The sequence below is a fragment of the Coleofasciculus sp. G1-WW12-02 genome, assembly GCF_040219735.1.
Lineage (GTDB): Bacteria > Cyanobacteriota > Cyanobacteriia > Cyanobacteriales > Coleofasciculaceae > Coleofasciculus.
In genome coordinates this window covers 71,013-86,462 of sequence record NZ_JAVJRX010000198.1, presented here as the reverse complement: position 1 = coordinate 86,462, position 15,450 = coordinate 71,013, and the positions used below count along the sequence as shown (strand labels likewise).

Genomic DNA, 15,450 nt, shown 5'->3' with positions numbered 1-15,450 from the left:
TGTTCTGGGGACACTAAAACTCAGGTTTCCGTTAGCGATGGAAATTGGAAACGATTGGGGCAGTTTACTGCCAAAAAAGTCCAGTTGTTGCAGCGAAGCACGGGGTTAATCGTCGTGCCTTCAACTGGACTGGTCAAATCTTGCCACTCAATGTGGTGAGATTTGACCTCTATTCCTCCCCGCATTCAGCGAAGCAATGCGGGGAGGAATAGAGGTTTACGATGAGGAATGAGAGATAGGGATAAGTTTAATACCCAGGCGTGACAAATTAGGGGATTGGAATGTTAAGCTAGAAAATTGTGACTCTTGGGTTAACTGGGAAAAGTTGTAGAACTTTTTTGAGTTTTCCCAAGTATTCCCATCTGGTTTGGTAAAAAGATAAACAATAAACGATGACAAAACGCACATTAGGCGGTACTAGCCGCAAGCAAAAACGCAAATCCGGATTTCGCGCCCGCATGCGAACCAAAAACGGTCGAGCTGTGATTAAAGCCCGCCGGAGTAAGGGACGTTATCGTCTAGCGGTGTAATGTCACCTGTTAAAGGCTCAGGACTTACGCCAAATTCACCATTAGGCGTCGATAGTACTATAGGGTGCTTGATCAGGCGCCCTATAGCCCCTTCCCTGACGAATGACGAAGGAAAAAGGAAAAAGGACAAATAACAATTGTTGCCTCAAGCAAATCGACTCAGGCATTGGCGAGATTTTAAGGCAGTATACCAAAAGGGAATTCGTCGCTATGGACGTCATTTAACAGTGCGAGGGTTGCGGTTGCCCAGGATTATCCATGAGGATGTTCTAAGTTCAGACAGCTCACAGCTTAATCTGTTAAGCCAGCCGCCTACTCGCATTGGTATTTCCGTCAGCCAAAAAGTCAGTAAAAAAGCCGTTGTCCGTAATCGCTTGAAACGACAGATTAGAGCCGCTTTGCGCCAATTATTGCCGCGACTGAAACCGGGTTGGTACGTCATAGTTGGAGTACTTCCCAACGCCTTGGAGTGCGAATATGCTCAATTTTTGCAAGAATTAGAGCAGTTATTGGTAGATGCTGAGGTAATAAATGGGCATTAAAGAAGAAACCTATTATGAGGGGGGTCCCCACGTCGGTGACTTGATTATAAACATTTTGCTGGGGTTCACGGTTATCGCCTTGCCCTTAACCATTGGAGCGGTTGTGCGGGCGTTGTGGTTGCGCTATCGGATTACCACTCGCCGCATTTCGGTGACAGGAGGATGGCAAGGGCGCGATCGCACGGATATTGTCTACTCCGAAATTGCTCAACTGCGGAAAGTTCCCCGTGGTATCGGTCTTTGGGGAGATATTGTGGTTATCCTGAAAGATGGTAGCCGTTTAGAACTGCGGGCTATGCCTCAGTTTCGCGAAATTTACGATTACATCGGTGAAAAAGTGTCTGCCAAAACGGGTAAACCTCTGGATTCCGTTAAGGCTTAAAGTATAGCGGCGGTGAGCAGGAGGGCAATGTTCCTAGGGTTTGGGTGTGGGGTACGGGAAATAGTTGAACTTTTTTATACCGCTCAAAAAATTTCCGTAACTTTGGATACATTTGCCCATTGAATTTCTCTGGGCTGCCAAAGAGGGCGATCGACGCCAAAGTCGCCCCATCCGATTACAGCTTAGATTCTTAAGAGCGATAAATTGGGTGACATTGCCTCCCATTGCCGCCAATATTCGATAAATTAGATTCAGAAAACGTTACAGCGCCTAGGTTGAATTTATACGAATGGATTTTGGTATCGGGTTTCTCTCTAACAACGTCATGCTGCCAATCCTGGATTTTTTCTACGGGATTGTGCCTAGCTACGGTCTTGCCATCGTGGCACTGACTCTGGTAATTCGCTTTGCTCTCTATCCCCTGAACGCAGGCTCCATTCGCAACATGAGGCGTATGCGAATTACCCAACCCTTAATGAAAAAGCGGCAAGAGGACATTCAGAAACGCTATGGCGATGACAAGGTGAAGCAACAAGAGGAAATGAGCAAACTCTTCCAGGAGTTTGGTAATCCCCTAGCTGGCTGTTTCCCTGTCCTGCTACAAATGCCTGTTTTATTTGCCCTATTTGCCACATTGCGGGGATCACCGTTTTCTAATGTGAACTATACGGTGGATGTTCAAATCTTTCCCCGGGAAAAAATGGAGTTCATCCAACCCCAAGCCTTTGCCACCAAACCCCAAAATATTTACTTTGCCGATGGTGTGCACGCACCAGTCGCCGCCGTATTACCGAGCGGTAATCGTTTAGTGGTGGGGGAGAAGACGCCAATCGACTTTCAATCCGTTGAGGGGAAATCCTTAAGCGCCCTGAAGCAGGAATATCCAGACACCAAAATTATTCCTCGATGGGAAATCACCAAAGGGGAAGATAAGGTGCGCTTGAGAGAAGATGGCACCATTGAAGCCTTAGCACCGGGCGAGGTAACGCTCAAGGCAACAATTCCAGGATTGGCGGCAGATCGAGGATTCCTCTTTATTGACGCCTTGGGACGGGTGGGCGCCTTTGAAGAGGATGGCAGCATCCACTGGGATATTGTCGGCATGATTCTATTTTTTGGCGTGAGTTTGTATGTGAACCAGATTCTCACCGGTCAGAATGCTCCAAGTGGTTCATCGCAGCAAAACACGGTGAATAAGATTACACCAGTTTTATTTTCTGGGATGTTCTTCTTCTTCCCCTTACCAGCCGGTGTGTTGATGTATATGGTGATTGCTAACGTTTTTCAGACGCTACAATCCTTTATTTTGATGCGAGAACCCCTACCGGAAAATATCCAGAAAATGGTTGAGGAGCAAGAAAAAGCGGAACAGAAAACCCAATCGAAAGAAAAGTCAGGCGAAGGGAGAGAATCACTGCCATTTGAACCGAAACGTTCCAAGAAAAAAGCGTCAAGTTAGTTATGAGTAATCAGCAGCGGGGTCAGCAGTGGCTGGAAGAGTTGCTACGCTTATCCAATGTGTCGGCGACGGTGCAAGTTACGCAAGAGAACCAAGATCCTAAAGCGAGCTACTGGTTGACCATTGACCAAAGCCAATTGACCGAGGCAGAAATTCAAACCCTGATTGGCACCAATGGTGAGGTTCTGGATGCGCTACAGTATTTGGCAAACGCAATTCTTAACCTCAGTCAGCTACCAGTAGATCAGGCGGCGTATACCGTTGAACTCAATGGTTACCGTCTGCGGCGTCAAGAGGAACTCCGGATACTAGCAGATCAGGCGGCTCAGAAAGTGCGGGAGACCGGTCAAGATTATGAATTGCGATCGCTCTCCGCTGCAGAACGCCGTCAAGTGCATACGTTTCTTCAGGAATGTGAAGATTTAGAAACTCATAGTCAGGGTCAAGAACCAGATCGCCGCTTAGTGGTTCGTTTACGTCCTTGAGTGGCGAGCGAGGGTTTAACCTCTGGAGTACGGTGGGTTGTTTGCAGCAAAGGAGTGGCATCATGGAAGCAGTTTATATTCCTGGATTGCTTAAATTACCAGAGCAAACCGATGTGATTCAGGTGAATGAATTCCTGCCTGATTTAGAAACTCTAACGCCCGTTCGAGGCGGCTTACACGTTAAGCATCAAGGGAATTATTTGGAAGTATCGGCGCAAACGGAAACGATTATTACCCTAGCCTGTAACCGTTGCTTGCAGCAGTACAATCATCGGTTAACCTTGGATGTGTCTGAACTGGTTTGGTTAGATGAAGCCGCCGACCAAAAGGATCAGGGTGTCCTAGAACGAGAAACGCCCTTGGAGGAGTTGGTGGAAACCTTACATCCCCAAGGGTATTTTGATCCCAATAGTTGGCTTTATGAGCAATTGTGTCTAGAAATTCCTCCCCGACAGTTATGTGACGCTAACTGTCCAGGAATTGTTATTGATGAGAATAACACCACTAAGCCAACAGACCGACGTTGGGATGCTCTGGAAATTTTAAAGGGACAATTGCCCAAATAATGGTCATTGGTCATTTTCCCAGATTTATGTAGGTAGGGGCGGGTTGAGAAATTAATGTTAACGATTTTTCCGAACTGAGATACAAAACCCGCCCTCCTCTCATTCATACAGAGGTAAAATATAGGTTTGGTGAATGATTCGGTTTGAAGTTGTCGCGTTTGACTCCAATACCCCATGAGTTTTAATGATGAGTTTGAGCTGCTTCTACGCGCCCGCTACCCCCTGATTTACATCCCCACCCTGGAAGAAGAACGAGCCGAAGTCGCGATCGCACAGGTGGCTCAACGCTTGGGTGAACGTGGGGTTTATCTGTGGGATTTTGTCGATGGCTATCAAGGAAACCCTAATGATCAAGGGTTTGGACGCCGCAATCCCTTACAAGCCTTAGAGTTTGTCGAGAAAATCCCCCCGAATGCCCCTTCTATCTTTATCCTCAGAGACTTTCACCGCTTTCTGGAGGATATCTCCGTTTCCCGTAAACTGAAAAACCTGGCGCGACTCCTCAAATCCCAGCCGAAAAATATCGTCATCGTCACCCCCCAAGTCGCCATCCCCCCAGACTTAACTGAAGTGCTGACAGTACAAGAGTTTCCCTTACCCGATGTCTCACAAATCAAAGCCGAAATTAGCCGCTTAGTCGCCGCAACCCATCAATCCCTCAGCGACAAAGTTTTAGATGAACTGGTGCGCTCTTGTCAAGGGTTATCCTTAGAACGGATACGCCGGGTATTAGCCAGAGCGATCGCGGCGCGGGGACAAATCCAACCCGATGACGTGGAAATGGTGCTAGAGGAGAAACGCCAATCGATTCGTCAAACCCAAATCTTAGACTATTACCCCACCGCAGAAAGAATCTCCGATATTGGTGGCTTAGATAACCTCAAAGACTGGCTGCTACGTCGAGGCGGTGCTTTTACTGAACGCGCCCGACAATATGGATTACCCCATCCCCGTGGCTTGCTATTAGTGGGAATCCAAGGAACTGGAAAATCACTAACTGCTAAGGCGATCGCACATCATTGGCATCTTCCCCTATTACGCTTAGATGTAGGGCGTTTATTTGGCGGCTTAGTCGGAGAATCCGAATCCCGTACCCGCCAAATGATTCAACTCGCTGAAGCCTTAGCCCCCTGTATTCTTTGGATTGACGAAATTGACAAAGCGTTTGCGGGAGTGGAATCCAAAGGCGATTCCGGTACCGCCAGTCGGGTGTTTGGTACATTTATCAACTGGTTAGCCGAGAAAAAATCTCCCGTCTTTGTCGTCGCCACAGCCAATAATATCCAAGCACTCCCTCCTGAAATGCTGCGGAAAGGGCGATTTGATGAAATATTCTTCGTTGGCTTACCCTCTCAAGACGAACGCCAAGCTATTTTTGAACTGCACTTAGGGCGACTGCGGCCTCATAACCTAAAGAACTATGATCTAGAACGACTAGCTTACGAAACCCCCGACTTTTCCGGTGCAGAAATCGAACAAACGCTGATCGAAGCCATGCACATTGGCTTTAGTCAAAATCGAGATTTTACCACTGATGATATATTAGAAGCCGCCAGCCAAATCGTTCCCCTCGCTCGTACCGCCCAAGAACAAATTCAATTTCTCAAAGACTGGGCGGCGGCGGGAAAAGCACGTATGGCGTCTAGAGATACTCGTTTGAGTAGTCGGATTCAGCGTCAACTGCAATAAAAATTTGTAGTTGTGATCCTTGACTTTGCTAATCGGGCATAGTTTTGTGTAGGGGATCTTTTCACTATTATCGTTTGTTTACCTCACAAAAGATGCGACTAAACCCGCCCCGTGCAAGTGAGAGACTTTTGAGTTTTTTTTAGGAATGACAAATCCTATGATTTTATCAGGTATTGCCAAATTTTTTATCGGTCTTATTCTGGGTATTACCATACTATTAGCAGGAGGTGGCGCTGTCGCCTATTACTTTTTCACAAAATTGTCAGCGAATCCAGCTAAACCCATTTTTGCTGAAGAACAACCAGCCCAGCCAGTTAAATCCCCCGATTCGGCGAAGAAACCCGCCCAATCTACCCAGAAGCCTAAACCTAGTCCTAGTCCTACTCCTACTCCCAGTGAATCCCCAGAACCCGAGGAATTACCCCCTGGCGCTTATGAAGCGAGGGTAACTTGGCCCGAAGGATTAAGCCTGCGCGATTCTCCCAGTCTTGATGCCAATCGCATTGGCGGGGTAGCCTACAATCAGGATATTATCATCCTTAAAGAAAGCGATGATAAAAAATGGCAGAGAGTGCGATTGGCAGAAGGTGAACAAGAAGGTTGGGTTAAGGCGGGAAATGTTGAGCGAGTGGAATAAGTTTTGACCCTGTGCTTCCCTCAATCGCATAGTTTGTAGGGGCGGGTTTTACTACTATCGTTTCCTTAGTACCCATAAGTAACTAAACCCGCCCCGATCAAATGACTAGAAACATGCTTTAAGATTAATATCGCCCAGTTGCGGAAATCCATTCGATATCCACCCAGCCGTCGGGGCGGTAATCCTCACCCATTCCCGTCCGGCGTCATCTAATCTAAATTGGGGCGGATCAGAAAGAGCGACGCGATCGCCAGGGAAGACACCACCCACTCTCGCTGAATTCGTATTGGGACTTTCACGAATCGCTAACCCTTCTTCTTCTTCATAAATCACTCGCCGACAACGGTTAGGCGGTGTGGGTGAGGGCGTAGTCGCAGCCGTATTCCCCGGACAAGGCTTAAGATCTTTCGCTTGGACAAATCCACTAATTGGAGAACGAATTGCAATCCAACCATTCCTACCACTGGCTTCGGCGAGGATGACTTGCTCATCAGCTTGTAAGGCGCGAATTGGATTGGCGGTAGAACGTTCCGCGTAGATAAAAATTGACTGAGTCGCCGCCCGACATTGCCCACTCAGCCCTTGAGTGAGGAGAAAAGAACTTGTCAGGTTATACCCATGTTCGATGATGTTGCGCCCTATTAACCCACTGGGCGCTAGTCCAGTTGTGTAAACGTTTAACGATTCAACAGAAATGGTATTAGATGGCTTTGATGAGAACGTCACACCCTGGTGGCTTAAAAGGTTTCTGTCAGGATTTATCTTTACATTTTCTTGGGTATGAACAAAAGTGGTCACAAACGGGGTCTGTCCTGCACCAACAGCTACACTCGCCGTTGCTGTCAAACCTTCTACTAAAGTAAATCCTAACGCCCAGAGTGCGGCAAGCTTACTCCATTGGCTAATTTGGCTCATCCTCATCACTCCTCAATCTGATTTAGCATCATGTCCGCTTGAATTTCTAACTAGTGCGATTGCTTTCCCGCCAAGACCCGGATATATCATCAGCGCTGAACCGGACTTGATAGCAGTAGTTGCTCAATCACTGGGCATAACCATCATCCATCAAAATAGCGTGGCATCGAGATTATATTAAGAAAGTTAGCTAAATCTAAATCTTGATTGCAATACTTCAGCAAAGACTTCAGTTAAAGAAAAGAGAGTGGTACGGTTAGAAAACTTGTCTAAATTGATCCAAAATCCTTTAACGAAAAATACGCATGTACCACAAAAATACGAATAAAGATATCTGGACAGCATTAATTACCGCCGCCTTGGGTGCTGGAATCGTCACCTCGTTTGCCGTAAGTCAAGGTCAACACCCTATATTAGCCTTGACAATTACCGGGATAGCAGCGCTGTCGGCGGTTCTCATCGAGCGATCAGGATTAATTTGACATCCTCCCCAGCCGACAACAATAACATACCCCCCCATACCATTTTCCCAGATAGCTTGATAAACTAGCAATAAAAGCTATCGGGGAAACCTATGGAAACCCTTGCCTATAGCCATCTTGTCTGGGCGTCGGAAAGCCAAGCCGAGGTGGTTCTAGAGAGTTTCAATCTGGATGAATGGCAGCCGACCAAGCCTTCGGCTGCCGTACCTTGGCATTGGCTATTATTCGCCATCATCCTTAGCAGCCTAGGAATCACAGATAAAGCTGTAGCCCAAACGCTACAGCAAGGAAGTCGTGGATCTCAAGTCTTTGAGATTCAACAGCGTTTGCGGGAATTAGGCTATTTCAATCAACAACCCACCGGTTATTTTGGTCAAATCACCACAGATGCTGTCCGGCAATTTCAGCGTAGTCAGGGACTGGTTGCGGATGGAATTGTCGGTCAACGCACTCAATCTTTCTTGTTCGATAACCTTAAGAGTCTTTCCCCCTTCGATTCTACCCTAGCCCTAACCACTTTACCTCCCCCGAGTTCCATGATCGGCACATTGCCTACCCCTCCGAGTATCGGGAACATCTTAACCCCTCCTAGAGGGCAAGTGACGCCGCCGCCTCCCATTCCGACGCAACCGTTTAACCTCCGAGAGTTGCGTCCCGGCGATCGCGGTGAAGATGTCGTTGAACTTCAGCTAAAGTTAAGACAGGCAGGTTTTGATCCAGGTCCAGTTGATGGCATCTATGGCGCCCAAACTCAGGACGCTGTGGAGCAGTTTCAGGAGGCGAATAATCTATTTCCCGATGGCGTGGCGAGTCAAGACACACTTCAGGCGTTGGGGTTAATCCCGACTCCTGAATCTAATCGCTATGTTGTCATTGTCCCCATTTACAATGGTGATACACTTACCCGAGTGCAACGATATGCGTCGGGGGCGTTTACCGCCGACTCCGGGCGGGGCAAATTTGTCAATGCTGGCTCATTTACAGATCGTAACACTGCCGAAAGTCTTTCCCATCAGCTGCGATCGCAGGGTTTGGATGCACGGGTGGCGTATTTTCGCTAAGATTCACACCCAATGTATCGTAACAGAATCAATCAATCTTTCATTCTTAGCCAAGGGAAAGACATAGAAGTACCTAGACATAAATTCTTTCCGTTGTACTAAGAAATGTTAAAGCGTCAAATCCTTACTGTTAAGATTTCCCTGTTTCCTATTCCCTTGTCCTCATGCTCAACTTTAATTGGGTTCGACTATTTAGAGTATCTTCTACAGGTTATCAGCCAACACCAGTTAACCATCTGAAAATCAGTCGGCTGACAGATTTACTATTCGGCGCAGGCTCCTTAAATTGAATCAATAGCCATTCAATTCCAGCCTAAGTTAATGTTATTATTAATGGGGTTGCTTCTACTATGAACTCATCATCAGTTCCACGCTCAATGAAAGACCAACAGGATAGTCAGTTTACACCTGAATCAGAGGTTATGCCGATGTCTTTAGCTAGTGAAGATAGCGGTCTTTCAGTTCGTAAAAAAGTTAGAATTCTTAACTTGTATATTGATAATTTTTCTAAAGATGAGTTTCTAAAGAAATTAAAGCAGGGTGTGGTCTTTACTCCTAATGTCGATCACCTCATGCAATTACAAGAAAATCGACAGTTTCTACAGGCTTATAAAGCGGCTGACTATTTGATATGTGATAGCCAAATTCTGGTTTACGCCTCTAAATTTTTGGGAACTCCCTTCAAAGAAAAATTATCGGGTTCAGATGTCTTTCCAGAGTTTTGCCACTATCACAAAAATAATCCAGATATTCGCATATTTTTATTAGGAGCCGCTCCGGGCGTAGCCAAAAAAGCTCAAGCAAGAATAAACGCTAAAATTGGTCGGGAAATCGTCATAGCCGAATATTCACCCCCTTTGGGATTTGAAAATGATGAACAAGAATGCCAAAAAATTGTGCAACTGATTAATGAGTCAGGCGCTACAGTATTGGGTGTAGGAGTTGGGGCACCAAAACAAGAGTTGTTTATCAGTAAATACAAAAACAAATTTGATGATCAGGTTAAAATCATTATGGGAATCGGTGCAACCATCGATTTTGAAGCCGGTAATGTCAAAAGAGCGCCAATTTTTCTTAGTGACATCGGCTTAGAGTGGTTTTATCGGTTCATGATTGAACCGAGACGATTGTGGAAACGATATTTTGTCGATGATGTAGGTTTCTTGTGGCTGATCTTAAAACAGAAGTTAAAGATGTATAAGGCTCCTTTTTAGGTGGTAGACGGTTCACCGATTAATAAGTCGTCCTCCTGACGGGGCAAAGTTTTAATTTCTTCTAAGTACCTGGACATCAATTTTGTTAATTGAGTCAAAGATTGTCAACAGGCGCGGGGTTCTTGTTCCTGTTCCCTCTGGGGAACAGCCGGGAGAAAAAAAATTACCATCTTGAAGTAAACTTTATCAAACCTTTATTGATGGTCATCTAGGGTTTGATTTAAAATGGATTAAGCAGACTCGCCAATTGGCAAAAAAGTATTGTGTGAGACACCTAGGGATAGAGACAGTTGGCTCAATGGTCTGGCATAATAGACATGCCAGGAACTGTTGCTAAAGAAGGGTTTGGGTGCGGTACAGTCAACATGACAGAGGTCAACATGGAAATAGAACGGGATTCTCCACTTTCATCAAACGGCAAGGGCGATAGACTTGATCCGCCATTGTCTGCTGATTTTGCTGATGAGGTGACAGCGACTCCTCAACGTGGATTGAATTTGCGTCCCTTGTTGCGAACCGCGAAGCGGAAAGCTTGGCTGATTGCTGGTTTGACTACCCTAACTACCGCAGCTGCTTGGTATGTAAGTACCAAAGAACCCCCAATTTATGCAGGAAATTTTCGCCTATTAGTAGAACCCGTAACCAATGAAGAACGGGCAAGTGACCCTAGCGCCCTGGCTCGCACCGATGGCGTGCCAAGTGATAAAATGTTTAGTTTGGATTATCCGACTCAGATTGAAATTTTAAAGGGAGTGGGTGTTCTAAAGCCAGTGGTCGAGGAAATTGAAACGGAATATCCGGGATTTAGTGTCGGGGCTTTAAGGCAAGGGTTAAATATTGAACAGGTTAGTGTCGGAAAAGGTAGAGATTCTGGAACCAAGATCCTGGAAGTGAGTTATCAAGGATATAATCCAAAACTGGTCGAGTTGGTTTTAGAGGAAACCGCCCAGAAGTATTTAAAGTATAGTCTGGATGAACGCCAGAGCAGTATTGGCGAAGGGGTTAAATTTATCGATGAGCAACTGCCGAAATTGCAGGAGCGTGTCACTAATTTTCAGAAACAGATTCAAAGTATTCAAGAACGGTATAACCTGATTGACCCCCAATCTAAAGGGGCAGAATTACTTGCCCAAGTCCGGGATATTGAAAACCAACAGATAGCCACCCAAAAAGAGCTACGGGAGTTGAGAACCCTCTCGACTAACTTGCGGCAACAATTAGGATTATCACCAGAGGAAGCAATTGCTTCATCTGCCTTAAGCCAAGACCCTCGTTATCAAGGGTTGTTGGGGAAAATTCAGGAAGTTGAAAGTCAGATTGCCATTGAATCTGCCCGCTTTGGCCCGGATAACCCCAGGATGCAAGCCCTAGAGGAACAGCGACAGAATTTACTGGCACTGCTGAATCAAGAAGCCCAGCGGATTATTGGCGAGAACCTAAAAAGCACGACAAATAATTCTGATGTGATGACATTTCAGAATTCAGTTCGCATGGGGCTGATTCAGCAACTGGTGGAAGCGACGAACCAGATTCAACTGTTAGAAGAACGCACTCAGCAGTTAGCCCAGACGAGAGCTACATTCGCTCAACAAGCCGCTCAAATGCCTGAAGTTATCCGTCAGTATAGCGAACTCCAGCGGCAGTTGGAAGTGGCGACTCAGACGCTGAATCAACTTTTAAGACAGCGGGAAACATTCCAAGTTGAGGAAGCCGGAAATAAACTGCCTTGGGAAATTCTGTCAGAACCGCAAATCGCCCGTGATGGAGCAGGGGAGCCTTTGAATATGGCGGAATCCTCCGACAAGCTGCTGTTGATGGGTGTGATGGGGGGAGTAGTCTTAGGTCTGGGGTTAGGAGTTCTCCAGGAAAAAATTAGAGATATTTTTTATAGCACAGAAGACCTCAAGGATGCGACGGATTTGCCGGTGTTGGGTGAAGTTCCGGCTTATCAAAATTGGAATCTGAGGCAGGATAAAGAGACTGGGGAGCAGAGTTATCCGGATGCGACGTTTCTGGAAGCCTTTGACTCCATTTATACCAGTATCCGGTTTCTGTTTTCTGACCGCCCGATTCGTTCCCTGAGCGTGACGTCGGCGGCGTTGGGGGATGGTAAATCCACGGTTGCGTTACACTTAGCTCAAACGGCAGCCCAAATGGGTCAACGGGTGCTGTTGGTGGATGCGAACTTGACGCACCCTCAGATTCATCAACAGTTGAATTTATCGAACGCTAAAGGGTTGAGTGACTTACTGGCAGAGAATTTGATGCCCCATGATTTTATCCAGCGATCGCCGATTTCTGATAATCTGTTTGTATTAACCGCAGGTCAACCTCGGCCAAATCTGACGCGGCGGTTTGCCTCGGCGCAGATGCAGGAACTCATGGCGGAGTTTCAGACTAAATTTGATTTGGTGGTTTATGATACGCCAGAGTTCCCCAGTTGTATGGATATCAGTTATTTGGCAAGGCACACGGATGGGTTGTTGATGGTGACGGCAATCAAGAAAACCAAGAATTCGTTAGTTAAGCAAACCATCACGCAGTTAGATGCCTTTGGCTTGCCCACACTAGGGATTATCGCCAATCATATCAAACGTTCAGGATTTATGGGGTTACCGCCCGCGCCCCAGGATAATAGCTGGGAGAAAACCCCGGTTTCAGTCTCGTAATTGTATTGTAGAGACGTTCCGGTGGAACGTCTAGGGTCACCCATTGGTAGGGGCGGGTTTAGGGACTAAATTCATATATTCACCGATAAATGAACAACAAAACCCGCCCTCCCCACCGATAACGGAACAACAAAACCCGCCCTCTCCACTGATAACTGATACCAAGTTGCAGTCTAAGGTAGAATCTGTCATGCTGAGCAGAACGCAGTGAAACGGAGTGACGCGAAGCATCTGTCCAGATTCTTCGCTTCGCTCAGAATGACATGATAGAAAGCAACGTGGTATGAACAGCAAAACCCGCCCTCCCCACCGATAAAGGAACAACAAAATCCGCCCTTAACAAATGACGAAGGACGAAGGACAAATGACCAATAACTAATAACCAATGACAGTTGCCTATTTAGTTAATCAATACCCCAAAGTTAGCCACAGCTTTATCCGACGGGAAATTCTGGGAGTAGAAGCGTGCGGGATTCCCGTTGCTCGATTCGCTATCCGTTCTTGTGCGTCCGAGTTAGTTGACGAAGGGGACAAGTTAGAGCTGGAAAAGACCCGGATTGTATTAGATATTGGTATAGTGGGCTTACTCTTGGGCTTACTCCGGGTTGCTATAACCCGACCGATGCGGTTTCTGAGTGCATTAAGGCTAGCCATTCAGGTGGGGTTTAAATCAGAACGGGGAGTTTTGCGTCATCTCGCTTACCTGGCAGAAGCCTGTGTGTTGCTTATATGGTTTTCTCAGGCAAAAATCACCCATGTTCACGCTCACTTTGGCACCAACTCTACCACCGTGCCAATGTTATGTCACGCCTTGGGCGGACCTCCCTATAGCTTTACGGTTCATGGACCGGAAGAATTTGATAAAGTAGGAGCAATCTCCTTAGCGGAAAAAATTAAGCGAGCAGCTTTTGTGGTGGCAGTTAGCAGCTTTGGCAAGAGTCAACTGTATCGCTGGTGTGCTTTAGAACAATGGTCGAAAATTCATATCGTTCATTGTGGGGTGGATGCAAAGTTTTTAACTCAGTCCCCTATCCCTGTGCCAGATTGTCCACATTTGGTGTGCATTGGGCGGTTAAGCGAACAGAAGGGACATCTGCTGTTGATAGAAGCAGCAGGTTTGTTAGCGGCAGAGGGCTTGTCCTTTAAAATTGTACTGGTTGGGGATGGGGAACTACGACCAGAAATTGAAAATAGAATCGCACAGCTAGGGTTAGAGGATAAGGTTGAGATTACCGGATGGCTGAGTAATGATCAGGTGCAGCAACAAATTTTAGCAGCACGGGCTGTGGTACTCCCTAGTTTTGCCGAAGGCTTACCTGTGGTAATTATGGAGGCATTGGCTCTTTCTCGTCCCGTGATTAGCACTTATGTAGCAGGCATACCTGAACTGGTTGAGCCAGGAATTTGTGGTTGGTTAGTGCCAGCGGGATCAGTTACCGCTTTGACTGAAGCAATGCGTACAGTCTTACAGCTTCCAGTAGACAAGTTGGAACAGATGGGTAAGGTGGGGGCGGAACGAGTAGCGAAACAGCATGATGCGGCGAGAGAGGCGGCAAAATTAGCCGAGTTATTTCAGTAGGTTTGTGTTCTTAGTAAGGGCTTTAGCCTTTAAACGTCACTCACCCCCAGACTCTCTTAACAGAAGGCGTATCAACCCTAACTTTCCCCTTTTAAAGGAAACAGGAGGATCTTATATCGATGTTTTATATTCAATCAATGTTGCCTGCTGACCCCGCCATCGCATCAGCCAGTATTTCATCTGCCCAATCACTTGCGGCAACTTGTATAATACACAAAAAAGAGCATACAATCCGGCGTGGGACGGCAAATCACCATAACAGCGGCGATACCGATACACTCGCCACATCAAAACAGGGTATCCCAAAAATGATAATAGACTCAGACCCGATGTAACCCCAGCCAAACTTAGAGCTGTCACAGGTAGAACAAATCCCCACAACCAACCGCTCAAACTTTCCCGAATCATATACCTTTCAGGGGGATCGCCATGCATCGCCGCACCTTCTGCTACTGCCCAACCCCCACGCATAGAGCGTTTCCACCATTGACTAAACTTGAGCATTGCCGCATCATGATAGGTCATATCGGCATCAATGCGGACAATTTTCCAACCCCGTTGACGCATGCGGATACACATTTCTGGTTCTTCCCCACCGATGAGGGTTTCGTTGTAGCCGTTCACTTCTCGAATGGCGCTGACGCGGATTAAGGCATCCCCGCCACAGGCTTTGGCTTCACCCACAGGCGTGTTCCATTCCATATCAGCAAGGCGATTATAGATTGAATCATCTGGGAATCGTTCCCGCCGTCGTCCACAGGCGATCGCTAATTTATGATCATTATCTAGGGTTTCGATGGCTTGTTCAATCCAGCCGGGGATGAGTTCACAGTCGCCGTCGATAAACTGGACATAGTTGATATCGGGGAACTGTTCGACTAGATACCTGAATCCCGTGTTGCGTCCCCGCGCCATGGTGAAGGGGCGTGACATGTCCAGGTTGATTACCTGAACACCTAGAGATTCAGCCGCTTCCACACTGCCATCCGTGGAACCGGAGTCCACGTATATAATGGGTGTATCTTGGGGAAGGAGTGCGATCGCGGATTTCAAGCAACGGATCAGTCGTTCTCCTTCATTTCTGCCGATGGTTACTACCCCAATGCGGGTCATACTTTTTAACTTCAGTAGCTTTTCAATTGATTCAATTAACTTCTATTCTAGAGGTGTAACTTATCATTGTCTTTACCATAGACTTTAAAGAACATTCTCAGGTCTGGGTTTGATGATATGGTATCCC

15 protein-coding genes are annotated in these 15,450 nt (G+C 46.7%); 13 read left to right on the top strand and 2 right to left on the bottom strand.

Annotation, left to right across the window (positions count from 1 at the left end):
* Positions 1 to 392 precede the first annotated feature (392 nt).
* The 8 genes from rpmH (at position 393) to RID09_RS31385 (ending at position 6,290) form a co-directional block, all read left to right on the top strand.
* The gene (gene rpmH / locus RID09_RS31420) at positions 393 to 530 is read left to right on the top strand and encodes a 50S ribosomal protein L34 (protein ID WP_446339826.1); all 138 of its coding nucleotides are present in this window, start codon (positions 393 to 395) and stop codon (positions 528 to 530) included.
* Positions 531 to 667: 137 nt separating this feature from the next.
* Complete coding sequence (gene rnpA / locus RID09_RS31415) at positions 668 to 1,072, top strand: ribonuclease P protein component (protein ID WP_446339825.1); 405 nt, start codon at positions 668 to 670, stop codon at positions 1,070 to 1,072.
* On the top strand, positions 1,062 to 1,454 hold the full coding sequence (locus RID09_RS31410) for a PH domain-containing protein (protein WP_446339824.1): 393 nt from the start codon (positions 1,062 to 1,064) through the stop codon (positions 1,452 to 1,454). The genes rnpA and RID09_RS31410 overlap by 11 nt, the downstream gene beginning before the upstream one ends.
* A gap of 289 nt (positions 1,455 to 1,743) precedes the next feature.
* Positions 1,744 to 2,913, top strand: a complete 1,170-nt coding sequence (yidC, locus tag RID09_RS31405) for a membrane protein insertase YidC (protein ID WP_446339823.1) — start codon at positions 1,744 to 1,746, stop codon at positions 2,911 to 2,913.
* A 2-nt stretch (positions 2,914 to 2,915) separates the two neighbouring features.
* Positions 2,916 to 3,398: a Jag family protein gene (locus tag RID09_RS31400; RefSeq protein ID WP_446339822.1), complete on the top strand. Its 483-nt coding sequence runs from the start codon at positions 2,916 to 2,918 to the stop codon at positions 3,396 to 3,398.
* Positions 3,399 to 3,460: 62 nt separating this feature from the next.
* On the top strand, positions 3,461 to 3,964 hold the full coding sequence (locus RID09_RS31395) for a YceD family protein (RefSeq protein ID WP_446339821.1): 504 nt from the start codon (positions 3,461 to 3,463) through the stop codon (positions 3,962 to 3,964).
* A gap of 174 nt (positions 3,965 to 4,138) precedes the next feature.
* The gene (locus RID09_RS31390) at positions 4,139 to 5,653 is read left to right on the top strand and encodes an AAA family ATPase (protein WP_446339820.1); all 1,515 of its coding nucleotides are present in this window, start codon (positions 4,139 to 4,141) and stop codon (positions 5,651 to 5,653) included.
* Between the two features lie 145 nt (positions 5,654 to 5,798).
* Positions 5,799 to 6,290, top strand: a complete 492-nt coding sequence (locus RID09_RS31385; RefSeq protein ID WP_446339819.1) for an SH3 domain-containing protein — start codon at positions 5,799 to 5,801, stop codon at positions 6,288 to 6,290.
* A gap of 105 nt (positions 6,291 to 6,395) precedes the next feature.
* On the opposite strand, the gene RID09_RS31380 is transcribed toward RID09_RS31385, so the two are convergent.
* Positions 6,396 to 7,205 carry an SH3 domain-containing protein gene (locus RID09_RS31380; RefSeq protein WP_446339818.1) on the bottom strand — a complete coding sequence of 270 codons (810 nt, stop codon included), beginning with the start codon at positions 7,203 to 7,205 and terminating at the stop codon, positions 6,396 to 6,398.
* 305 nt (positions 7,206 to 7,510) lie between these two features.
* Between RID09_RS31380 and RID09_RS31375 the strand changes: the two genes are divergently transcribed.
* From RID09_RS31375 to RID09_RS31355, 5 genes are all read left to right on the top strand, one after another.
* A complete protein-coding gene (locus tag RID09_RS31375; RefSeq protein ID WP_446339817.1) occupies positions 7,511 to 7,687 on the top strand; it encodes a hypothetical protein in 177 nt (58 codons plus the stop codon).
* Between the two features lie 92 nt (positions 7,688 to 7,779).
* Positions 7,780 to 8,748, top strand: coding sequence for a peptidoglycan-binding domain-containing protein (locus RID09_RS31370; RefSeq protein WP_446339816.1), 969 nt, complete (start codon positions 7,780 to 7,782; stop codon positions 8,746 to 8,748).
* Between the two features lie 377 nt (positions 8,749 to 9,125).
* Complete coding sequence (locus RID09_RS31365; protein ID WP_446339815.1) at positions 9,126 to 9,962, top strand: WecB/TagA/CpsF family glycosyltransferase; 837 nt, start codon at positions 9,126 to 9,128, stop codon at positions 9,960 to 9,962.
* A gap of 290 nt (positions 9,963 to 10,252) precedes the next feature.
* Positions 10,253 to 12,631: a GumC family protein gene (locus RID09_RS31360; RefSeq protein ID WP_446339814.1), complete on the top strand. Its 2,379-nt coding sequence runs from the start codon at positions 10,253 to 10,255 to the stop codon at positions 12,629 to 12,631.
* 385 nt (positions 12,632 to 13,016) lie between these two features.
* Complete coding sequence (locus RID09_RS31355) at positions 13,017 to 14,210, top strand: glycosyltransferase (RefSeq protein WP_446339813.1); 1,194 nt, start codon at positions 13,017 to 13,019, stop codon at positions 14,208 to 14,210.
* Positions 14,211 to 14,321: 111 nt separating this feature from the next.
* On the opposite strand, the gene RID09_RS31350 is transcribed toward RID09_RS31355, so the two are convergent.
* Positions 14,322 to 15,323, bottom strand: coding sequence for a glycosyltransferase family 2 protein (locus RID09_RS31350; protein ID WP_446339812.1), 1,002 nt, complete (start codon positions 15,321 to 15,323; stop codon positions 14,322 to 14,324).
* Between the last annotated feature and the right edge of the window lie 127 nt (positions 15,324 to 15,450).